This window comes from Desulfomicrobium norvegicum, from assembly GCF_900114595.1.
In the GTDB taxonomy this organism is placed as follows: domain Bacteria; phylum Desulfobacterota; class Desulfovibrionia; order Desulfovibrionales; family Desulfomicrobiaceae; genus Desulfomicrobium; species Desulfomicrobium macestii.
This window is the reverse complement of the sequence record NZ_FOTO01000005.1, coordinates 48,425-69,473: the sequence shown is the minus strand read 5'-3', so window position 1 is coordinate 69,473 and position 21,049 is coordinate 48,425. Positions and strand designations below refer to the sequence as shown.

Annotated in this window: 22 protein-coding genes; 9 read left to right on the top strand and 13 right to left on the bottom strand. The window is 61.3% G+C overall.

Annotated elements, in window-relative coordinates; genetic code table 11:
• Window positions 1-30 precede the first annotated feature (30 nt).
• The 11 genes from uvrC to BMZ24_RS09295 form a co-directional block, all read right to left on the bottom strand.
• On the bottom strand, window positions 31-1,848 hold the full coding sequence (uvrC, locus tag BMZ24_RS09340) for an excinuclease ABC subunit UvrC (protein WP_092191579.1): 1,818 nt from the start codon (window positions 1,846-1,848) through the stop codon (window positions 31-33).
• Window positions 1,845-3,119 (bottom strand): polynucleotide adenylyltransferase PcnB, encoded by a 1,275-nt coding sequence (gene pcnB, locus BMZ24_RS09335; RefSeq protein ID WP_092191577.1) that lies wholly within the window; start codon window positions 3,117-3,119, stop codon window positions 1,845-1,847. Before pcnB ends, uvrC begins: the two co-directional genes overlap by 4 nt.
• A gap of 77 nt (window positions 3,120-3,196) precedes the next feature.
• On the bottom strand, window positions 3,197-3,394 hold the full coding sequence (locus tag BMZ24_RS20425; protein ID WP_341864728.1) for a dual CXXC motif small (seleno)protein: 198 nt from the start codon (window positions 3,392-3,394) through the stop codon (window positions 3,197-3,199).
• The gene (locus BMZ24_RS09330; RefSeq protein ID WP_092191575.1) at window positions 3,394-4,242 is read right to left on the bottom strand and encodes an HDOD domain-containing protein; all 849 of its coding nucleotides are present in this window, start codon (window positions 4,240-4,242) and stop codon (window positions 3,394-3,396) included. Before BMZ24_RS09330 ends, BMZ24_RS20425 begins: the two co-directional genes overlap by 1 nt.
• 14 nt (window positions 4,243-4,256) lie before the next feature.
• A complete protein-coding gene (locus tag BMZ24_RS09325; protein ID WP_092191573.1) occupies window positions 4,257-4,715 on the bottom strand; it encodes a hypothetical protein in 459 nt (152 codons plus the stop codon).
• Window positions 4,715-5,533 (bottom strand): glutamate racemase, encoded by an 819-nt coding sequence (gene murI, locus BMZ24_RS09320; RefSeq protein ID WP_092191905.1) that lies wholly within the window; start codon window positions 5,531-5,533, stop codon window positions 4,715-4,717. Before murI ends, BMZ24_RS09325 begins: the two co-directional genes overlap by 1 nt.
• Before the next feature lies 1 nt (window position 5,534).
• Window positions 5,535-6,164, bottom strand: a complete 630-nt coding sequence (locus BMZ24_RS09315; protein WP_092191571.1) for an NUDIX hydrolase — start codon at window positions 6,162-6,164, stop codon at window positions 5,535-5,537.
• Window positions 6,165-6,168: 4 nt separating this feature from the next.
• Window positions 6,169-7,470 (bottom strand): pyridoxal phosphate-dependent aminotransferase, encoded by a 1,302-nt coding sequence (locus BMZ24_RS09310; protein WP_092191569.1) that lies wholly within the window; start codon window positions 7,468-7,470, stop codon window positions 6,169-6,171.
• A 169-nt stretch (window positions 7,471-7,639) separates the two neighbouring features.
• Window positions 7,640-9,061: a P-loop NTPase gene (locus tag BMZ24_RS09305; protein WP_092191567.1), complete on the bottom strand. Its 1,422-nt coding sequence runs from the start codon at window positions 9,059-9,061 to the stop codon at window positions 7,640-7,642.
• 12 nt (window positions 9,062-9,073) lie between these two features.
• Window positions 9,074-11,815: an HDOD domain-containing protein gene (locus BMZ24_RS09300; RefSeq protein ID WP_161949106.1), complete on the bottom strand. Its 2,742-nt coding sequence runs from the start codon at window positions 11,813-11,815 to the stop codon at window positions 9,074-9,076.
• 16 nt (window positions 11,816-11,831) lie between these two features.
• Window positions 11,832-12,017 carry a SlyX family protein gene (locus BMZ24_RS09295; RefSeq protein ID WP_161949105.1) on the bottom strand — a complete coding sequence of 62 codons (186 nt, stop codon included), beginning with the start codon at window positions 12,015-12,017 and terminating at the stop codon, window positions 11,832-11,834.
• 137 nt (window positions 12,018-12,154) lie between these two features.
• Here BMZ24_RS09295 and BMZ24_RS09290 point away from each other — a divergent pair, with 137 nt between their 5' ends.
• The 3 genes from BMZ24_RS09290 to BMZ24_RS09280 all read left to right on the top strand — a co-directional run bounded on the left by BMZ24_RS09290 (window position 12,155) and on the right by BMZ24_RS09280 (window position 14,583).
• Window positions 12,155-12,535, top strand: a complete 381-nt coding sequence (locus BMZ24_RS09290; protein ID WP_092191561.1) for a pancreas/duodenum homeobox protein 1 — start codon at window positions 12,155-12,157, stop codon at window positions 12,533-12,535.
• Between the two features lie 105 nt (window positions 12,536-12,640).
• Window positions 12,641-13,270: a 4Fe-4S dicluster domain-containing protein gene (locus BMZ24_RS09285; RefSeq protein ID WP_161949104.1), complete on the top strand. Its 630-nt coding sequence runs from the start codon at window positions 12,641-12,643 to the stop codon at window positions 13,268-13,270.
• The gene (locus BMZ24_RS09280; protein WP_244150325.1) at window positions 13,267-14,583 is read left to right on the top strand and encodes a 4Fe-4S binding protein; all 1,317 of its coding nucleotides are present in this window, start codon (window positions 13,267-13,269) and stop codon (window positions 14,581-14,583) included. The genes BMZ24_RS09285 and BMZ24_RS09280 overlap by 4 nt, the downstream gene beginning before the upstream one ends.
• An 80-nt stretch (window positions 14,584-14,663) precedes the next feature.
• Here the strand turns inward: BMZ24_RS09280 and aroL are convergent, their stop codons facing one another.
• Entirely contained in the window at window positions 14,664-15,320 is a 657-nt protein-coding gene (gene aroL / locus BMZ24_RS09275) for a shikimate kinase AroL (RefSeq protein ID WP_161949103.1), read from the bottom strand.
• 145 nt (window positions 15,321-15,465) lie between these two features.
• Here aroL and BMZ24_RS09270 point away from each other — a divergent pair, with 145 nt between their 5' ends.
• Genes BMZ24_RS09270 through BMZ24_RS09255 form a run of 4 tightly spaced genes read left to right on the top strand, consistent with a single transcriptional unit; the run spans window position 15,466 to window position 17,669 of the window.
• Window positions 15,466-15,933, top strand: a complete 468-nt coding sequence (locus BMZ24_RS09270) for a TlpA family protein disulfide reductase (protein WP_092191555.1) — start codon at window positions 15,466-15,468, stop codon at window positions 15,931-15,933.
• Entirely contained in the window at window positions 15,930-16,304 is a 375-nt protein-coding gene (locus BMZ24_RS09265; protein WP_092191553.1) for a DnaJ family domain-containing protein, read from the top strand. Before BMZ24_RS09270 ends, BMZ24_RS09265 begins: the two co-directional genes overlap by 4 nt.
• A 5-nt stretch (window positions 16,305-16,309) precedes the next feature.
• Entirely contained in the window at window positions 16,310-17,365 is a 1,056-nt protein-coding gene (locus BMZ24_RS09260; protein ID WP_092191551.1) for a lytic transglycosylase domain-containing protein, read from the top strand.
• 10 nt (window positions 17,366-17,375) lie between these two features.
• Window positions 17,376-17,669, top strand: a complete 294-nt coding sequence (locus BMZ24_RS09255; protein WP_092191549.1) for a helix-hairpin-helix domain-containing protein — start codon at window positions 17,376-17,378, stop codon at window positions 17,667-17,669.
• Window positions 17,670-17,722: 53 nt separating this feature from the next.
• Here BMZ24_RS09255 and BMZ24_RS09250 read toward each other — a convergent pair whose 3' ends face one another.
• Window positions 17,723-18,169: a hypothetical protein gene (locus tag BMZ24_RS09250; protein WP_092191547.1), complete on the bottom strand. Its 447-nt coding sequence runs from the start codon at window positions 18,167-18,169 to the stop codon at window positions 17,723-17,725.
• A gap of 142 nt (window positions 18,170-18,311) precedes the next feature.
• On the opposite strand from BMZ24_RS09250, the gene BMZ24_RS09245 reads away from it, so the two are divergent.
• Entirely contained in the window at window positions 18,312-19,442 is a 1,131-nt protein-coding gene (locus BMZ24_RS09245) for a class II glutamine amidotransferase domain-containing protein (protein WP_092191545.1), read from the top strand.
• Window positions 19,406-21,040 (top strand): glutamate synthase-related protein, encoded by a 1,635-nt coding sequence (locus BMZ24_RS09240; RefSeq protein WP_092191543.1) that lies wholly within the window; start codon window positions 19,406-19,408, stop codon window positions 21,038-21,040. The genes BMZ24_RS09245 and BMZ24_RS09240 overlap by 37 nt, the downstream gene beginning before the upstream one ends.
• The last annotated feature ends 9 nt before the right edge of the window (window positions 21,041-21,049 follow it).

The following is a 21,049-nucleotide window of genomic DNA, read 5'->3' as shown; positions in this document are numbered from 1 at the left end:
ACGGGCGGTTTTGTGAAGAAAAAAAGAATTCTAGTCCGCTTTGATCAGGGACTTCAGAGCGGCATGCAACGCCTCGGCCTTCTTGGGACCAAGGCCGGGCAAGGCAGCCAGCTCTTCGACCCCGGCCTTGGTCATGGCAAGGGCCGAGTCGAAATGCTCCCAGAGGAGACGGGCGGTTTTGGGACCGACTCCCGGGAGCCTGTCAAGTTCCGAGGAGAGTTGCGCGGCGCGCTTGTGTCGGCGCAGGCGGGAGATGATGTAGCGATGCGCGGTGTCGCGGACGTGCTGCAAAAGCAGCATCTCCGGGCTTCCGGGCCGAAGGGCAAGGGGGTTCTTGCGGCCCGGGCGGAATATGACGTCGCCAAGCTCCCCGGCCCGGCGACTTTCGCCCTTGGCGATGGCGGCCAGGGGAATGTCCGTCGCCCCGTTTTCGGCCAGGGCCCGCTCCACGCTGGCAAGCTGCCCCTTGCCGCCGTCGATCAGGAGCAGGTCCGGCCAGGGCGGGCCGGACTTGAGACGGCGGGCGACAAACGAGGCCAGGGCCAGATAGTCATCGGCGGTGCCCTCCAGTTCCGGAAAGGAATACGTGCGGTAGGCGCTCTTCTCCTCGCGGCCGTCAACGAAGACGACCATGCCCACGCGCATGCCCTCGCCCTGGATGTGCGAGGCGTCCACGCACTCGATCCGCTCCACCTCCCCTTCCATGCCTAGGGCGCGGGCCAGCTCGGCTGGAGTCGTCGTGGTGCGTCGCTGCCGGATCGCCTGGGCCTTGGCGTTGGCCGAGGCGATGTCGATGAGCCGCCGTTCCTGGTCCCCGCGAGCCTTGGCCAGGCCGACCTTGCCTCCGCGCATGTCGGCCAGGGCGTCTTCCAGAGCCGGGTCCAGGCTGCCAAAAGCGGTGATGATACGGGCCGGAATGAAGCGTTCCGGCGTGTAGTACTGCATGACGAACGAATCCGTCAGGCGGGTCTGATCCTCCGGCGTCTCCACCGCCGTGTCCGCAAACCAGAAGCTCTGGCCGTCGATGATGCGGCCCTGGCGCACGAAGACAATGGCCAACCCCGCGCCGTTTTCGTTGCCGTGCACGCCGATGACGTCCAGATCGCGCCCGTCGGAGAGCACCGCAGCCTGGCGTTCCACGGTTTCGCGCAGGGCGCGGATGCTGTCGCGCAGTCGGGCCGCACCCTCGAAATCAAGGGCGTCGGACAGGCGCATCATCTGGGCATGCAGACCGGCCATCAGCTCATCGGACTTTCCGGACAGAAAAAGCTCGACCCTGCGCACGACCTGCCGATAGTCCTCTTCGGAAACAGGGAGGCAGCACGGCCCGAGACAGCGCCCGATGTGGTACTGCAGGCAGGGCCGGGTGCGATTGGCAAAGACCGTGTCCCGGCATTTGCGCAGCGGAAAAAGGCGATCGATGACCCGCTTGGTTTCACGCGCGCCAAGGGCCGAAGTGAAAGGACCGAAAAACACGGACCCGTCGCGCAGCACCTTGCGGGTCAAACGCAGGGCCGGATACGGATGATTCCGGGACAGGCAGAAAAGGACGTATTCCTTGTCGTCGCGCAGCACGATGTTGTATTTGGGACGGTGCTTCTTGATCAGGCTCGCCTCAAGCAGCAAGGCCTCCTTTTCCGTGGCCGTGCACAAAAAATCGATGCTCTCGACTTTCGGCATCATGATCCGCACCTTGGGCGGCAGACGGTGCTCGGGCTGAAAATAGGAGGCCAGTCGGCGGCGCAGGTGCTTGGCCTTGCCCACATAAACGATTCTGCCCGAGGCGTTCTTCATCAGATACACGCCCGGGCAGGTGGGAAAAGTCGGCAGGATTTCGCGGGAGATCATCTGCGTCGTCTGCGCGGCGGTCGCTTGCGCGGCGGACGCCCCTGCTGACCCCGGGGATCCGTGCGCAAGGCCTGGGGATTTTCGGCTTCCATTTCACTGCGCAGGCTGCTCCACATTTCCGCCGGTCCAAGATCCGCACCGGATACCAGCAGGCCAAGCTGATAGAGGGCCAGGGTTTCCGGAAAACACTCATGAGCCACGAACCCGCGCTTGGAAAAGCGCTTGCGCTTGTCCGGCTCGAAACGGGTCTGGTTGGCCATGATCTGGATCATGCGCGCGCACATCCACTTGGGCATGCTCATGCGCGTGCAGATGGGCTGCAAAAGATCCTCCAGCAGCGCGCCATGGATCACTCGCTCGCCTTCGGCCGCGTATCTGGCCATGATGCGCTGCACCGGGGCGGAGAAAAGGGCCGCGAAGACCAGCACCGGCTCGACCTTGCCCACGGTCCTGATACGGCTGTCCATATGTTCCAGCCAGGCCCAGAGCGAGGAATCCTGGCCGTGGTCGTGATCGAGAAAATCCGCGATCTCCGGCAACAGGTTGTGCAGGAGGCCGGTCTTGTAGAGCAGGCGAAAGGCCTTCTCTCCGGCGCCGTAGGCAAAAAGCTTCTGCAATTCCTCGAAGACCCGGGGCGGCGAGGCTTTGAGGATCTCCTCATGGTGGCGCATGATGGCGTTGTAGGTCGCGGGCTCGATGTGGAAATCAAGACGCGCGGCAAAGCGCACGGCCCGGATCATGCGCACCGGATCTTCCCGAAAGCGGATGTTGGGATCGCCGATGCAGCGGATGAGCCGGTTCTCGATGTCGCTCAGGCCACCGACATGGTCGATGATGGAAAAGCGCTCGACCTCGTAGAACAGGCCGTTGATGGTGAAATCGCGGCGCAGGGCGTCCTCTTCGGGCGTGCCGTAGCAGTTGTCGCGAAACATGTACAAATCTTCATCGCCGTTCTCCTCTTCCTGATCCGGACAACGCCGGAAGGTCGAGGTCTCGATGACGTGATCGTCGAACCGGATGTGAGCCAGCCGAAAGCGCCGTCCGATCAGAAAGCAGTTCTGGAAGATCTTCTTGATCTGGCTCGGCGTTGCGTTGGTGCTGACGTCAAAATCCTTGGGCGTGCGTCCCAGCAACAGGTCGCGGACTCCGCCACCCACCAGGTAGGCGGTAAAACCCTTGCGCACCAGACGGTACATGACCTTGAGCGCATCGGGATGGATGTTTTGGCGGGAAACGGAATGTTCTGATCGGGGAATGATAACTGAAGTCATGGGGTTTAAAAAAATCCTGTGCGCAAAATGTTGTTCCCGGCCCCTGCGCGGGAGCCGGTTCGTTACGAATGCAGGGCCTAGACCCTGTCGCAGGGAAAATTGGCCAGATACTCTTCCAGGAGGTCGTCAAGGTTGGTTCCGAACTCCTGCAATCCAAAGGTGGCGCCGCAAGACCTGCAGCGCAATTCCACGGCCCGTCAGGTGCGGCGGACCTGCAGCGTGCCGTGGCAATTCCTGCAACGCAGCCGTGTCCTGAATTCATTCTGACCGGGCATCATGTCAACGACCCCTCGATGCTCTGGACACACTGACGCACGTCTTCGATGATCTGCTCGTAATCGACTTCCGTCGCCGGCAGTTCCGTTCCGTTCAACCAGAAATCAGCGGGCTTCCTGGGATGGAAATTGGATTCCGTCATCATGATCACGTGCCTGGACAAGCGAAGCAGGCTGTGCAGCTCGGGATAACGGCCGTTGAACGCTTCGTTCGGGAGACCGTATTGGGCTACGACCTCGCGGATGGATTGCGGAAAGCCCCAGGCTTCCAACACCGCGTGGCCCGCCGAAAAATGGTCGAAACCGTCAAACCAGTCGCGCTCATTCTCGAAGAAAACGGGCAGTTCCAGTTCGGTGTCGCGACTGAAGAACTCAAGGAAGCGATCCTGAAAATTGACCAGCAGCACCACATAGCCGATGTTGTGGATGAGCCCGAGACATTCCAGGCATTCCAGCCCCTCGGCATCAAGGGCATAGGCGTCCGGAACGGAGGATACGAATTTCTGCATGAACACGTTGGCGGTCAGGCTCTGCTGCCAGATCCGGTGCAGAATGGCGTTGAGTTCCGAGGATTCATGAAAAAAAGCCGATCTGAGCACGACCTGGTACACGATACGCTTGATCTCCCGGTTGCCCAGCCGGACCAGGGAGGTCAGGATGTCGACGGAATTGTTGGCATCGTGATACATGGGCGAGTTTGCGCACGCGATGATGTTGCCGAAAATGACCGGGTCAAGCTTGGCCTGGGCCGCGATCTGTTTGACCGTGGTCTGCGGCTTGTTCAACAGTGAAATAAGGTCAAGACCTACCGGGCTGATCCCGGGAAGATCAAAACTGAGTTTGTCCATGTTGTCCGTCTGAATTATTTGAGCGCGGGCATTGCCCGCCACCCGAGTTGAACCGCTGCCCACAGTCCGACGAGCGCGGCTTCGGCGGCATCGTGACCTGGTGTTGTCGGCGAAGACCAGCCTTCGCGGCGTAAAATCGTTCCCACCAGGGCGCAGGCCGCCGCCTTTGCCTTCTGTCCGCTGACACGCTGCCGGGGAAGCAGAAACTGCTCCCGCCAATCCTGCGCCTGGACGATCCGACAGGGCAGGTTTCTTTTGGCTGCCGCGTGCTCCCAGATGCCTGCCGTCTGCCCGCCCCCTTCCACTACCAGAAACTCCAATTGGGGCAATTCAAAAAGCACGCGGGCGGCGGCATTTTTGAGCCTCGCCGTGGAACCGAGATTGTGCGACCGGCACCACAGCAGGCGCCCTTCACGGTCCAGAAGAGCCAGACCCGTACGCACCCCGGCGTCCACTGCCAGCAGGGCGCACATCAGAGATCCACGATCTCCACGTCTGAAGGATCCAGCGGATGGTGCATGAACACCCCGCCGACCCTGGCGAAGCGTCTGGCGCCGTCCGTGGCCAGAAAAGTCAGGCTGCGTTCCGTGGTAGTGGAGCAGATGTCCCGGCGCTCAAGCATCTCCTGCACGAATTCCGCCGTGGTCCGGGCGGAGTCGACCAGGCGCACGTTGTCTCCCACCACGCTCTGGATCGCGCCGGCCAGGACGGGGAAATGAGTACAGCCCAGAACCAGCGTGTCAATACCCGTGTCCCTGACCATGGTGCCGAGGTAGCGCTCGGCCACGAGGCTTGCGATCTGGCCTTCGCACCATCCCTCTTCGGCCAGGGGCACAAAGAGCGGACAGGGCTGGGCAAAAACCTTCGCATCGGGGCGGATGCGCAGGATTTCGCGTTCATAGCCGCGGGCGTTGATGGTGCTCTCCGTGCCGATGACACCGATCCTGCCGTTTCGGCTCGAACGGCAGGCCGCTTCCGCGCCGGGGCGGATGACCCCGACGACAGGCAGCTCCGGATACGCCTCCTGCAACGCCTCCAGGGACACGCCCGTGGCCGTGTTGCAGGCGATGACCAGCAGCTTGACGCCCCGAGCCTTCAAGAGGGCCGTGGTCTGCAGCACGTAGCGAATCACGGATTTGGCGCTCTTGGTGCCGTAAGGCAGGCGCGCCGTGTCGCCCAGATAGAGAAAACTCTCCCGTGGCAGGGCCTCGGTCAGGGCCCGCAAAACGGTCAGGCCCCCGATGCCGGAATCGAAAACGCCGATAGGCAATGTACAGTCGGATTCGTGCATATCAATCAAATGCAGCCGGCCGCAGGGGATCACGCAGGTGGGCGCGGATCTCCTCCAGATGGCGTTGGTTGGTGCGTTGTTCGGACAGGGGCGGCAGATTGTCGAAATCGAAAAAATCGACCTCAAGGGTTTCCATGCTGCCCCTGGCCTCGCCCCCGAGAAGCTCACAGAGAAAGATCAGCTTCACGGCGTGAAAAAACATGCTCGCCTTCTTGCCCCGGTTGGCGTCGAACGCGGCGACAAGCTTCGTGGCCCGCACCACGAATCCGCTCTCTTCCAGGGCCTCGCGCTCGGCCGTCTGCGAAGGACGATCGCCCACATCGGCCCAGCCTCCGGGCATGGCCCACCTGCCGTCAGCGCTCTCCCGCACGAGCAGGATATGCCCGTCACGGATCACCGCGGCACGCACGTCGACCTTGGGAGTGGCGTAACCGGGTTCCAGGGAGAAGGCGCGTTTGACTGCGGAAGCTTCAAGCTGGGAGTGTTCCGCCAGAATTTCGGCCGCGATGTCGGACAGACGGCCGAAAGAGAGCTGGTCGTAGTGGCTCTTGGTAAAAGCCAGGCCCGTCTGGGCCAGGGATTGAATCTCCCGCGCCCAGTCCAGCCAGCGCGGATTGGAATCATCGGTCATGAGATCAGGCCGAGGCCAGATAACGGGTGATGGCATCCACGATGGTCCGCCACGTATGCAGCCTCTTGGCATCGTCGGTTTCCAGCAGCGTGACGCGGAAGCCCTTGCGGTTGCAGCAAAATCCCGTCAGCGGCACGACGCAGATGCCGGTGGCGCCGAGCAGATAGTAGACGAAGCGCTTGTCCACTTGCACGCCCTGCACGATCTCCTCGATGTGCGCCTTGACCTTGGGATTTTCGATTTCAAGAGTCTGCCTGCCGTTCAGGACCCCGTCCTCAAACATGACCGACATGTAAAAAGCGCCCTGGGGCTTGATGACACGCACGCCGGCAACGCCCTGAAAGGTTTGCCAGGCTTCCTGCGCGCGGTGCTCGAACATCCTGCGCCGGGCATCCAGATGGGCCTTGTAGCGAGGATCTCCCATGACCAGGGGTATGGAGAGCTGGGGCAGGCTGGTGGAACAGACCTCAAGCATCTTGGCGTTGAGCAAGCTCTTGATGTAGGCGTTGAAATCGGGATTCTTGTCCTTGTTGTAGACTTCGATCCAACCGCAACGGCCGCCCGGCCAGGGGTATTCCTTGGAGATGCCGCGCAGGGCCATGCCCGGAACCTCTCCGATGACCTCGGACAGGCTGCACGTAGGATGGCCGCTGTAGACGATGTTGGCATAGATCTCGTCGGCCAGGACGAAAATATTGTAGCGCCGGGCGATATCCACGATCTTTTCGATCAGTTCGCACGGATACACCGCGCCCGTCGGGTTGTCGGGATTGATGAACAGAATGCCCGCGATGGAGTCGTTGTAGCGGACCTTGTTCTCCAGATCGACCAGATCCGGCATCCAGCCGTTGTTCGGGTCGAGCTCGTAGGTCAGGTGCTCATACCCGGAGTGGGCGGCCTCGGCCGAGGAATGTGTGGAATAGGCCGGAGAGGGTCCGATGACCCGGGCTTCACGTTTCAGGAAGCCGAATATCTTGGCCACGGCATCGCCGAGTCCGTTGAAAAATATGATGTCGTCGGCCGTGACCTGATAGCTGCCCCGCTGATTGACGAGCCGGGCCACGAACTCGCGGGTCTCGAGCACGCCCTGGGTGGCGCAGTAGCCGTAGGTCTTGTCGTTCATGGCCAGGTCGGCGATGATTTCCTTGATCCAGACCGGCACCTGCTCGCCCTTCTCGATGGGGTCGCCAATGTTTTCCCAGATGATTTCAAGGCCCAGATTGCGAAGATCCTGAGCCACACCAACTATCGCCCTGATTTCATAGGTCAGTTTTCCCCAACCCACATGTTCGATGTCTCTGCGCATATGCATTCCCGAATGCTGCGAAATCCGCACTGACGGAGCTCACAGGATGATGACTGCTCCCAAAGATTGGGAAAGAAAGGCATTTTGCTTATGCCAGGGGGCGGTGATTGTAAATAGGGGCTTCTCTGGCCATTTTTGAATGCCCTGAGAATTTTGAATTATTCGACAATCAACGCAGCGCGGATTGAAGAATGTCGCGCAATTCGTTGACATGGAAGGGTCTTGGCACCACCGCCACGGTCCGGTGACGAAATTCCGTCTCCAGGGACGAGCTGCCAAATCCCGTCAAAAGGACAAGCGGGACTTCGGGGATTTGGAGCAGACAGGAACGAATCAGGGCCTCGGGGCGATCGCAGGAGACCAGGATCAGGTTGCAGGTGTCCCGGAACTTGAGAAAATCCCCGTGTCCGGGCGCGAAGGCCTCGCCCTCGTAGCCGACCTCCGCCACGATCTCGCGCAGCATGGTGCGCATCTGTTCGTGATTGCTGAGCACCAGGATGCGCGGCTTCAGGGTTCCGCGCGGCTTGCGCAGGCGGTCGAGGGGATGCAGGAAATTGTCCACGGCCAGACGGACCAGCCCGAAGCGATCCCGCACAAAGGAATAGGCCGGATTTTCCAGCAGCTTCTCACAGAGGCGCGAGGCCTTGTCGAGCACGGCCACCAGCTCCATGTACACATCAGGCTGGGTGGTGTCGTCCGTGGGGGCGCTGGAGTTGGCCGCGATCTGGCTCAGGCCGAAATCCGGACGCTGCTTCATGCGCACCACGACGTTCTCGAAAAATTCCGAGGGCTTGTTCTTGGCCCAGTCCTTGTTCAGGCGCTCGGCCAGGACCTTGGCGATGGACATGATGGCCTGGCTCGCGGGCAGATCGTCGCGCAGGGTCACAAAGGGCTTGCCCAGGGCCGAAATCTTCCGGGCGGCGTCATCCTGGGGGATCGCTCCCAAAAAAAGGGGTTTGAGGCCCAGGAACTGCTCCACCGTCTCCTGAAAACGGGTGAAGACCTGCCGGGCCTGCACTCCCGATTCACAGCGGTTGACCAGGATCAGCGGCGGCCACCACAGCCCGTTCTCCTTGAGCACCTTGATGAGGGCGTAGGCATCGACCAGGGCGCTGGCCTCGGGGTTGACCACCAGAATGATCTCGCGCGTGGCCAGACACAGGGACACGACCTGGGCGGAGATGCCCGGCGAGTTGTCGAGGATGAGAAAATCGTATCCGGAAAGCGCGGAAAATTCCGATACCAGACGCTTGCGGCTGGCCACGTCGAGCTCGGCCATGCGGGCCACGCCGTTGCTGCCGGAAAGAAGATCGAATCCGGGCCGGACCGGAACGAGGCATTCCTCAAGGGGCAGGGAGTCGAAGAGAACGTTTTCGAGCGTGTTCGGAGGAGACGGCAACCCCAGATGCACTTCCGCGTTGGACAGGCCGAAATCCGCGTCGAGCAGGCAGACCGTATATCCGGCACGATTGAGCGCCAGGGCCAGGTTGACGGCCACGGTGGTCTTGCCCGTCCCGCCCTTGCCGCTGGCCAGGGCCAGAATGCGGGTGTGACGAGTCCTGGACGTTGCGATTGACGGCGAATGCTGCATTGAAGCCGAGGGTTAATTGTTCGCGGGGCAGCCCGAATGCAAGATGCCGGAGATGTCGGACAGCAGGGTCTTCAAATGAAAGGGCTTGCGTATACACTTGGCCGCTCCCAGACGCAAGGCTTCATCCAGCTCATCGGAAGATGCCAGGCCCGTGATGATCATTACGGGCGGAGCGCCGCCGTTGCGACGCAAAAGCTTGAGCACGTCGAGCCCGGAATGGATGGGCATGCGGATGTCGAGCAGAATCAGATCAAAGGATGCAGAGCGCAGTTTGAGCACGCCCTCCTCACCGTTGGGAGCGGTTTCAACCACATAACCGGCTTCGCGCAGGGTCTCGGAGAGGATATCGCGGATGTGCTGCTCGTCATCGACGACCAGAATCCTGTGCCCCAGGGCCGGAGCAGGCATGGCGCACTCGGTCGCCTGGCGCACGACAGGCTTTTCGGGCTTGGTCACCGGCGTGGAGACCGGCAGGATGACAATCATCTCCGTGCCCTCTCCAGGAGCGCTGACCACCTTGATCTCGCCGTAGTGGTTGGTGACGATGCCGTAAGCCGTGGAAAGCCCGAGTCCCGTGCCCTTTCCTTCGGACTTGGTGGAAAAGAAAGGGTCGAAGATGCGTGAGAGATTCTCGGGCGAAATGCCCGTGCCCGTGTCCTTGACGGAGATGCTGATGCGCTTGCCGTCGGGCAGGAAGGATGAGCTGACGGTCAAGACCCCGCCCTCTTTTTCCATTGCGTGCTGGGCATTTATGACCAGATTCAGAAAAACCTGCTCCAGCTGGTTGGCATCGGCCAGGATGAGCGGCAGATCCGGTGCGAGGTTCTGAACGATGGGAATGCGATGCGTTTGGAAGATCGATTCCACGAGTCCGATTATTTTGAGCAGCAGCGAGTTTATGTCCAGCTTGGTGACCTGGGGCGCGTTGGGTCTGGCAAAACCCATGAGGCTCTGCAGGATGGATGAGATGCGCTCGATCTGCTCGGAGATCTGATGCAGGTCCCTGCGCTTCTTCTCGTCGTTTTCACGGCTTTCCAGCAGCTGGGTGCGGGCCGAAATGATGGCCAGCGGATTGTTTATCTCATGGGCCGCGCCTGCCGCGAGCTGCCCGACCGCCGCCAGCCGCTCGGTCTGGAGCAGCTGCAGGTTGATCTGCTGGTTCTTCCACAGGGCCAGGGACAGCTCGTCGGCGCGAACCTGCAGGCTGTCGAAGAGCCGCACCCGGTCAAGCGAGGCCGAAGCCACGCAGGAGACCTGGGAATAGCCCATGTATTCCTGGGGAGTCATCTTCGGGGGCCGCTCGCTGGAGCGCAGAATGCAAATCTCGCCGGTGAAATCGCTGCCCACCAGGGGAAAGAGGCAATATCCCCGGAGCACGAAAAACTGCTTGAGCCGCAACTCCCGATCCATGAGAGACGCGCCTTCGTGGCGTTCGTGGTGCGTCAGCAAAATGGTCTTCAGGTTGTCCGGCAGCGTGGCGCCGCCATCGAGGGCAGGCAGGCCGTCGCCGTCCAGGGAATAGGAAATGACACGCCGGCTGCCGTTGCCGTTCCAGATCAGGCCCTGCATGACGCGCTCGGCAGGGACGATCCAGTACACGAAGCCGCCCCGCACGCCGACGCTCTCATGCATGCACATGGCCGCCGATTCGAAGACTTCATCCGGAGTCCTGGCCTTGCTCATCTTGAGCCCCACCGTGGAGCCCATGCTCGTGAAGCGGTGGGCGTCCTCCAGGCGGCCGTTGGCCTGCTCCAGATCCAGGCTCATGCGCATGAGCTGCTGGTTGGCCTTTTGCAGGGAAGAAAGAAAAAGGCCGACCTGATCGCCGTCAAGTTCGAAAGGCTCGGCTCTCTCGGCAAAAGCCGGGGCAAAGGCGGCCAGAATCGACTGCAGCTCCTTTTCGCCGAGGCCGAGCATTTCCTGCAGGCCGAGCTGACGCTGCTTTTCGCGGGTCATGATCCGGGGGGAGTCCATGAGGGTCGAGTGCGCCAGAATGTTGGCCAGGGCCACGATGGCTACCAAATGCGCGTTGTCCTTGAAGGCTTCCAGGGCCGAGGCCGAATGGTGGTGCAGCCAGATGGCGTCGGTCATGGACGCCGGAAGCTTCCATTTTTCGGCGATCCAGCGCCCCACCGCCGTGTGGTCCGTCTTGAAGACCTCCTGCTCCGCCGCGAGAACGGGCTCGTAAAGTTCCTCCATGCGTTCCGTGACCTGAACGTACTGCTCCTGAAGATGCAGCTGCAGGAAGATGCCGCCGATATCGTGCATGATGCCCGCGCCAAAGGCCTCGCCGGTCAGGGCGGGAGCGGCCTTGGCCGCGATGAGGGAGGCAAAGACGGCCGTGGCCAGGCTGTGCTTCCAGTGCGCGGTCTGGATCGCTTCGGACTTCCTGTCGCCCTTGATCAGGGAGTCCTTGATGAGCATGGAGAGCATGAGCGTCTGAACCACCTTGCTGCCCAGGCGATTGAGCCCCTGCTCCACCTGCGCCACCTGCCCGCGAGTGACGTAGGTCGCGCTGTTGGCGTGCTCAAGAACTTTTACGGTCATGGCGGGGTCCGTCTCGATGATGCGAGCCAGCTTAGAATGCTCGAAATCCCGGGTCAGGACCTGCCCGAGGATGGTGTTGGCGACGGCGGGAAGCGAAGGGAGCGCCTCGATTTGTTGCAGGATGACACGCAGGGAACGTTCCTCCACGGAAACGCTTTTCTCCGAATGCCCGGGATCGGGCCCGTGATGGGAAAAAGAGGTGTCCACATGAATCTCCGGGCAATCAGTAGTGAGGTGGTTTTTCATCGGGATCGAAGGGCTCCATGGACGAGAGGTCCTGGAGCTTTTTGCCCAAAAGCATGAGCGTGGCCCTCAGTTCCCGAATTTCCTTTTGTTGCTCTATGACAACCGCATTCAGATCATCAACCGTTTTTTGCAAATATATATACTTTATTTCAATATCTTCCATTCGCTTTTGCATGAGTTCCCCCAGGAATGATTTCAAAAAAAAACACGGCTTCCGCCCGCAGGTCATTCTTGTCCTTGACCCCAAGGAACGGGCATGAAAAATACACCGCGAACAATTCGGATGCAAAGGAGAAAACCATGACCAACGCCGACCAGATTTTCACCCCGGCCAGCCTGGACGAGATATTTCCGCCCTCGATCACCGACGCATTTTTCGAGGCGCTGTTCGGCGATGCCGAGGACGGGGCCTATGACATCAGGCTCAGATTCGAGGGACACGGCCCGGAAGAGCTGCGCTTTGCCTTTCATCTCCAGCAACGTCCGGGCATGTGCCTGGCCTGCAACCTGACTTACGGACTGCCGCAGGTTTTCACCCGGCATCCGCTGCTTGGCGTGGGCAAGCTGGCTCAGAACCTGGCTGACCGCATCAACGCGAGCATGTCCTCCTGGGCGCTGGGCGCGACGCGCGAAATCTCCAGAAGCCTGCATGTCATCCCCTTTACCATCAAGGTCGCGTGACGAACAGCGCTTCGCCTCCCCAAAATTCTCACAAATAATGGAACGTCGGGAATTTTTGACCCAGGTCAAGGATTCCCGATGCCGTTTCATGGCATAGGCTCACCCATGAAAGACCTGCACAAGCTCCCCGCTCATACGCTCAAAGTCTGCCGTGGCGCGGCCCAGTGCCCGCATGCGGTACTGGGTACCGACCTGACCGCCGAACTCGAAGGCGTGCTCATCCGTTCCGGCTGGCCTGAATTTCTGGCCGGCATGACCCGCCCCATCCGCCATCACCATCAGTTCAGAATGGCCGTGGCCTCCTGCCCCAACGGATGCTCCCAGCCGCATATCGCGGATTTCGGACTCGTCGCCTTTGCCCGCATCGGCCTTGAGCCCGAGCGGTGCTCGGGTTGCGGGCATTGTGTCGCGATCTGTGCGGAGAAGGCCCTGCATCTGGAGGATGGCATTCAGCTGGACCGTTCGCGCTGCCTGGGGTGCGCGGCCTGTGCGCGAGTCTGCCCCGAAAAAGCCCTGCGGGTGGATGAAACCGGATATCGCGTGCTCATCGGCGGCAAGCTCGGACGCCATCCGCGCCTGGCTCATGAGCTGGGTTTTTACAGCCTGCCCGAATCCCTTGATGTCCTGCGCAAGGTCTTGAACGTGTTCATGGACCACCACCGATCCGGTCTGCGCCTGGGGGATCTTGTCGAGAAACTGGGACGGGAGGAATTCGACAAACTGGTGCGGCCATGACCTCCATGACTTTCCTGACACGAATCCTCATCGTGCTCTGCAGTCTGACCACGGCGGCGCATTTCCTGCGCTTCGGCACCCTCTGGGAGGCGGCTCCGGCTCTTTTCCCGGCCGTGGCCGCCTTTTTTCCGCGCCTCTTGCCCAGACCGCTGCTCATTCTGGCCGCCCTCGGCGGCGCGCTGCTGTGGGCGAATCAGGGCGTGGAACTGGCTTCGTGGCGGATGAATTTCGGCCTGCCGTGGATGCGCCTCGCCCTGATCCTGGGCGCGGTCTGCCTGGCACATCTGGGCCTCGCGGCGCTCATGGCCGGCCGCGCCGGGAAGGAACTCTTCGGACCCATGGGCGGCACCGATGCGGTCAAGACCGCGACGGCCCTCTTGGTGGGCGGCACCCTCGTTCTGGCCCAGAACAAGGCGCCCATGACCCTGCTCCTTGGCGACCGCTTTTTTCCCGGTTCCGGGATTTTCTGGATCTGCCTTTTCGCCTTCCACGGGACGCTGGTCGCCGGATGGCTGCTGAGCGACCGCAAAGGCCGGACGCGCGGCAGGATCTGGACCCTGTTTTCAGCCGTGTTCTTCGCCCAGCTCCTGCTCGGCCTGGCCGGTTGGAGCATTTTTCTGATGACCGGAAAACTGCACCTGCCCGTCCCGGCCCTGATCCTGGCCGGGCCGCTGTTCCGGGGCGAAGGGTTTTTCATGCCGATCCTGCTCGGCGTGTCCCTCCTGCTGGTGGGACCGGCCTGGTGCAGCCACCTGTGCTATATCGGCGCCTGGGATGACCGCATGGCCCGTCTGGGACCCGCAAGGCCCGTGCCCCTGCCCTCTTGGGCGCCGCGCCTGCGGGCCGGGTTGCTGGCCGCCACGGTCATCATGCCACTGGTGCTGCGCGCCCTGGACATTTCCTGGCCATGGGCGCTGGGCCTGGCCGCCGTCTTCGGTCTGGCGGGGGTCATGGTCATGGCCCTGGCGTCACGCGGAAGCGGAACCATGGTCCATTGCACGGCCTATTGCCCCATCGGGCTGGTCAACAACCTTATCGGACGCATGCTGCCCTGGCGCGTAAGCATCGGCAGCGGATGCACCCAGTGCGGTGCGTGCGCTAGGGCCTGCCGCTACAACGCCCTGACGGCCATCGATCTGGCAAAAGGGCGTCCCGGCCTGACCTGCTCCCTGTGCGGCGACTGCCTGCCCCGCTGTCCCCACGGACATCTCGGATACAGTTTCCCGGGACTGACACGGGCGCGCGCACGCCAAGTCTTCGTGACCCTGGTCGCCAGCCTGCATGTGGTGTTCCTGGCGGTGGCCCGGATTTAGAAACCGGACGCCCGCTCCCGTACGCAAAAACCAATTTCCACTCCGGACAAGCCCGGCTGGAGCCAAGGGCCCCTAAAGCGCTAATACCGGTCCAGAACCCGCTCTTTTTCGGAATAGTCCCACTCCTTGAGACCCAGGGCCACGAGTACGTCGTCGACCAGTTCCTCGACGCTCCTGTGGGCCTGGAGCATGTGGTCCATGCCGGCCATGTAGAGGGCTTCGCGTTCGCTCATGACCGCCGCGACCTCGTCGTGCAGGGCCAGCGGAGTCAGGGCCGGGCGCTGGGCGACGTTGGGATCGCGCAGCATCCTGGCGATGAGCAGCCCCGCGTCGGCAGCAAGATAGAAGCTGACTCCGGAGCTGTACATGAGGTCCCGGTTGGCCTTTGAGAGGATAATGCCGCCGCCCGTGGAGACGACCTTGCCCGGAAGCGCCGCCGCCTTGATCAGGGCCGCCTCCTCCAGGGCGCGAAAGGCATCCCAGCCCCGCTCGGCCACGATGGCATCGATGCTCTGCCCGGCCTCGGCCACGACCAGGGCGTCGGTGTCGACGCAAGGGCACTTGAGGGTCTCGGCCAGCGCCTTGCCCAGTGTGGTCTTGCCGCTGGCGCGCATGCCCAGCAGGAAAATATTTTTCTTTTGCAGTGAAAAGGGTTCACGCTTGAACTGTCCCGGACGGAAGGTCATGGTGGCCGCGTCGTCCTCGATTTCCACTTTCTTCTTGATGAAATTCGTCATTTGCATCCTCCTTCTGTGGTGCGGCCACAGGAATGGGCGAAAAGCATGCAAATTGCAATGCCCCGGCCGCCAGGTCCGCTGCATTGACTGGCAAATGGCAAACAGCTAGCAATTCAAAAATACGACTTCCAAAAGAGGACCATCCATGAATTTCCTGAAGACATTCGCCCTGATTCTGCTGCTCGCCCTCCTGCCTTCCACCGCCATGTCCCAGGACATCCAGAAAGCCGGAGTCCATGATTTCAAGAACATCATCGAATCAAACAAAGGCAAGGTCCTGATCATAAACTTCTGGGCGACCTGGTGTTCTCCCTGCGTCAAGGAGTTCCCCGGGCTCATGAACCTGCGCCGGGAATTCACGGAGGACGACCTGACCATCGTTGGCATCTCCATGGATTACGGAGCGCGGCCGGTGGAAAATTTCGTCAAGCTGCACAAGGTCAATTTCCCGATCCTCATCGACGACGAATCCATCGGCGCCATGCTCGACATCAAGTCCATCCCCCGCACCCTGATCTACAACCGCGCCGGAGAACAGATCCTCGATCATTTGGGATTCATTTCCGAGGAAAGCTTTCGCCACATTGTCGAACGGTTACTGCAAAAGCCATGAACATTCTCGCCGATCTGGCTGAAAGGGCGATCCGGGAGGCCCAGCAGCGCGGCGAATTCGATGATTTGAGCGGCCAGGGCCAGCCCCTGCCCGATTCAAACGACCCCTTCATGCCCGAAACGCTGCGCATGGCCTACAAGGTGCTCAAAAACGCCGGTTACGTGCCCAGGGAAGTCCAGTCTCAGCGGGAGATCAGGTCGCTCATCGAGTGCCTTGAGCGGGAAACGGACGAAGCCGTGAAAATGCGCCAGATACAAAAGGTCCAGCTCTTCATCACCAAGGCCAGGATGGAGCATGGCGGACTGCTGCAGGAAGAAAACGAAAACTATTTCCAAAAAGTCGTGGCTCGCGTCACGCTCAATAAAGCCTGATTCCCATGAATAATCAAAGACGTTCGCTTCTGAAGGCCGCCCTGGCCCCCCTGCTGCTGCCGCTCTTCGGCCACGAGGCCCTGGCCGCGCAGCCGCCCCTTTCCGAAATTTCGGAGATCCGGATCATCCAGGCCAAGGACCCGGCACGCATCCTTGACCGGGTCTCGGCTTCCGGCTTTGCGCACGCCATGGCCCAATCGGTGCTGGCGTACATCATCGAGAGCTACCCCAAGGGCAATCTGCCGGTCTGGAAAAAGCCCCTGTCCGAGATCGACCTGCATTCGCGCATCCCCCAGATCTGCACGCATGTGGTGCAGGGCGTCCTGCGTCACGCATCCATCTACCCTGTGGACCCCTGCTGGATCATGGGCCAGATGATGGCCGAGTCCTTTTTCTACGAATTCGCCGTGTCCTCGGCCCTAGCCGTTGGGCCGTGCCAGTTCATGGCCGCCACGGCCAGAGGGTACGATCTGGTCTGCGCCGACAGCCACGGACAACCGGCCGGATTTGCCCTGCGCGAGGATCTGGAGCCCGAATTCAAGCAGGCCGCGGCATACCGCGACCAGATGCGGGCCCTGCGCAAGGAACAGCCCGAGCTGTTCGGCAATCCGGCCAAGCTGCTGCGCACCCTCGTCAACGCCCAGGCCGCGGGCAAACCGCTGAGCGCCGCCGGAACCTACGCCCTGGCCCTTGACCGCATGGATCTTTTGCAGGCCAGTTACACCGCATCGCGGGACAATTGCCGCCTTTTTCTGAGTGAAAACTTCCAGAACCGCTCCATTTTCTCGCCCCAGGATGTGGCTTTCCTCGAAAAATTCGACCAGCGCGTCCTTTACTCCCATTCCATAAACGCCATGGTCAAAATGATGGCCGAAAACCTGCGCGCCCGCGGCGGCAACATTCTCGCGGCCACGGCCGGATACAATGCCGGGCTTGGCAACACCGACTCCAAATACGGGGTCTACAGCACCTACGGACGCATCCCCAACTTCGGCGAGACCGTGGATTACGTCAGCAAGATCCTCGTCAACCATCACGAGATAACCCGCCGCATCGTGTAGGAGAAAGGCCGTGAACCCAGCCAAAGTCAGGCGCGATCACCTCCGAAATCTGACCGACCTGCCCAACATCGGCCCGGCCATGGCCCGGGACCTGCGGCTGCTCGGCTTCGAGCGCCCGGAACAGCTCACCGGCCAGAACCCGCAAACCCTCTACGACCGCCTCTGTGAACTGACCGGAGCGCGCCAGGACCCATGCGTGCTGGACGTCTTCGTGTCCGTGACCAGATTCATGGACGGAGACGAGCCAAGGCCCTGGTGGTTCTACACGCCGGAGCGAAAGCAGAATCCGCTTTCCGAAAAATAATTGCCCCGCGATCCATTCCTGACGTCCTAGCCCGCCAATTCCAAAGGCCACGTTCAGTCCGCGACACATACTGCTCGAAGTTCGGAAACCCGCAGTTCCAACACGTCATTCCCGCGCAGGCGGGAATCCATGCCTTGAACAGACGAACCTTGAAGCTCGGGGGATGGATCCCCGCCTTCGCGGGGATGACGCTCGGTGAGACGGCAATCGACTATCACGACCTCCGTAAGATGGATCCCCGGCTGCGCGGGAATGACAAGAGCGTGTTCCGCCTCCTGGCCGACATCGAAGATGGATCCCCGCCTGCGCGGGGATGACGCATGCCCAGGATGATGCGTGTATGCCAGTATTCCACGCTGAATCCCACGCGACGACAGGCAGTCGGCAGGGTTGAATTCCCGACCGTTTGGGAATAGTGTCCTGTATGAGCGGGAAATATTCCCAAACGACAGTTTTTCTGCCTTGTCCCGGTAATCGATTTTGGCCCTTTCCTTGCTCATGTCAGCGTCCTTGACTTTTCACGAGTCGGGGCCGTTTTTTTATACAAATTTGTCATTAATCACCTGTTTGCACCGAAAAAATATGACAATTATGTCACATTTCCAGGAGCCAGGTTTTGAACAGCAAAGGGAGTAGCGCGCTATGTGTCGATTGTTTGCGCTGACCAGCAGCGAACCCGTCTCCCCCATGGATGCCATCCGTGCCTTGGATGTCATGCGCGAGGGACACGACGGATCAGGAGTCGGCCTTTATTTGTCGGATCTGGGCGGCCCGTTCGAGTCCATGAAGGGCAGCCCCATCCTGTCGGGAATCTTCACCGACGCCGGTGTCGAACGTCTGGACGCCTTCATGAGCGCCAAGGGGTTCACCCTGAAGCACGACCTCGCCATCACGCCGAGGGGTCCCATGCCCACTTGGACGCCCCGGCGTGACCGCTACATCGTGCGGACCTATGACATCCCCGCCGCCTGGAACGATCTGAGCGAAGATGAAAAAGGCCTTGGCTACCTGAAGACCCGCCTTGAACTCAAGCACATGGGTCTGGCCGACGAGAGCATCACCGTCTTCTCCTTCTGGCCGGACACGGTCATGATCAAGGAGATCGGCGATCCGTTGCAGGTCGGCGAATATCTGGGACTGGACCGGCCCGAGATAATGAGCCGCCTCGTCCTGGCCCAGGGTCGCCAGAACACCAACTACGCCATCAATCTCTACGCCTGCCACCCCTTCTTCGTCGAAGGGATCAGCACCATGACCAACGGCGAGAACACGGCCTTCATCCCCATCCGCGACTACCTCGCAGCCCAGGGCATTCCCGGCTATGAAGGCTACAACTCCGATTCGGAAGTATTCACCCACATCCTGCACTACACGATCAAGAAGCTGGGCCTGCCCTTTGAAGCCTACAAGCACATCATCACGCCCCTCAAGGACCACGAGATGAGCGCCCATCCGGACAGGGAATTCCTGTCCAAGCTGAAGCAGATCTGCCGCCGCCTCATCATCGACGGCCCCAACTGCGTCATCGGCTGCCTTCCGGACAAATCCATGTTCATGGTCCAGGACAGCAAGAAGCTGCGCCCCGGCGTGGTCGGAGGCCGTCCCGGCATCTACGCGTTCTCTTCGGAGATCTGCGGCCTGGACCTGGCCATTCCCGATCGTGACAAGTCCCAGGATTTTCAACCCATGCATCTTGATTCGGCCATTGTCGGCCCGGACCGCCAGGAGATCAAAGTATGTCGGCAAACACAGCCATTAGCCCTTCCCAACTGAGCATCAAGGATCTGCCCTGGCAGATCGAGTGGAACAAGGACCGCTGCACCCTGTGCGGTCAGTGCTGCGCGGTGTGCCCCATGCAGTCCCTGGAGCTCGGCACCTTCCGCAAGCGCAGCATCAAGGTTCCGGCCGGGTTCAAGAACAAGCCCGAGAACGAGCACACCATCTATTACGGCATCCGCCAGCGCACGGCCCCGCACCAGGCCTGCGTGGGCTGCGGAACGTGCAGCATGGTCTGTCCCAACGACGCCATCCTGCCCATGCACTCCGATGAAAAGGACAAGCTGCGCTACCACGTGAATCTCGGCGGTCAGCCCCGCACCCGTGGCGGACGACGCAACGACAACAATTCGCTGCTGGACCAGATCAAGTTCATCCGCATCTCCATGCTGACCGACCCGGCCCTTGATTCGGGCCGCCATGAATTCGACCTGCGCACCCTGATCGGCCGCATCCAGAGCCCCATGGAGGGCCTTGCCACCATCAAGGAACACGGCTGGGCGCCGCCCGTGCGCGAGATCTATCCGCTCATGATCGGCAGCATGTCGTTCGGCGCGCTCTCGCCCAACATGTGGGAAGGCCTGCAGATGGGCGTCGCCTACCTGAACGAGGAGCTGGGCATGCCCGTACGCATGTGCACCGGCGAGGGCGGCTGTCCGCCGCGCCTGCTCAGATCGCGTTTTCTCAAATATGTCATTCTGCAGATCGCCTCGGGCTACTTCGGCTGGGACGAGATCATCCACGCCATCCCGCAGATGAAGGAAGACCCCTGCGCGGTGGAGATCAAGTACGGCCAGGGCGCCAAGCCCGGCGACGGCGGCCTTTTGATGTGGCACAAGGTCAACAAGCTCATCGCGGCCATTCGCGGCGTGCCTCCGGGAGTGAGTCTGCCGAGCCCCCCCACGCATCAGACCCAGTATTCCATCGAGGAGTCCGTGGCCAAGATGATCCAGTCCATGTCCATGGCCTGGGGCTTCCGCGTGCCGGTCTATCCCAAGATCTCGGCCACGACCACGACCAACGCGGTGCTGAACAACCTCTGCCGCAACCCCTACGCGGCCGGATTGGCTGTTGACGGCGAGGACGGCGGAACTGGCGCGGCCTACAACGTGTCCATGAACCACATGGGCAGCCCCATCGCCTCCAACATCCGCGACGCCTACCTGACCCTTTGCAAGCTGGGCAAACAGAACGAGGTCCCGCTCATCGCCGGTGGCGGCATCGGCAAGAACGGCAATCTGGCGGCCAACGCGGCATCGCTGATCATGCTCGGCGCCTCGGCCGTACAGATCGGCAAGTACGCCATGCAGGCCGCCGCCGGATGCGTGGGCTCGGAGTCCGACCGCTGCAACGTGTGCAACATCGGCGTCTGCCCCAAGGGCATCACCTCCCAGGATCCGCGCGTGTACCGCAGGCTCGATCCGGAGAAGGTGGCCGAGAGGCTGGTCGAGCTCTACGTCAGCTTCGACATGGAAATGAAGAAGATCTTCGCCCCCCTGGGCAGGTCCACGTCTCTGCCCATCGGCATGTCCGATGCGCTGGGGATCGCCGACAAGGACGCGGCGGACAGACTGGCCATCAAATACGTGGTCTGATGAGGGAGA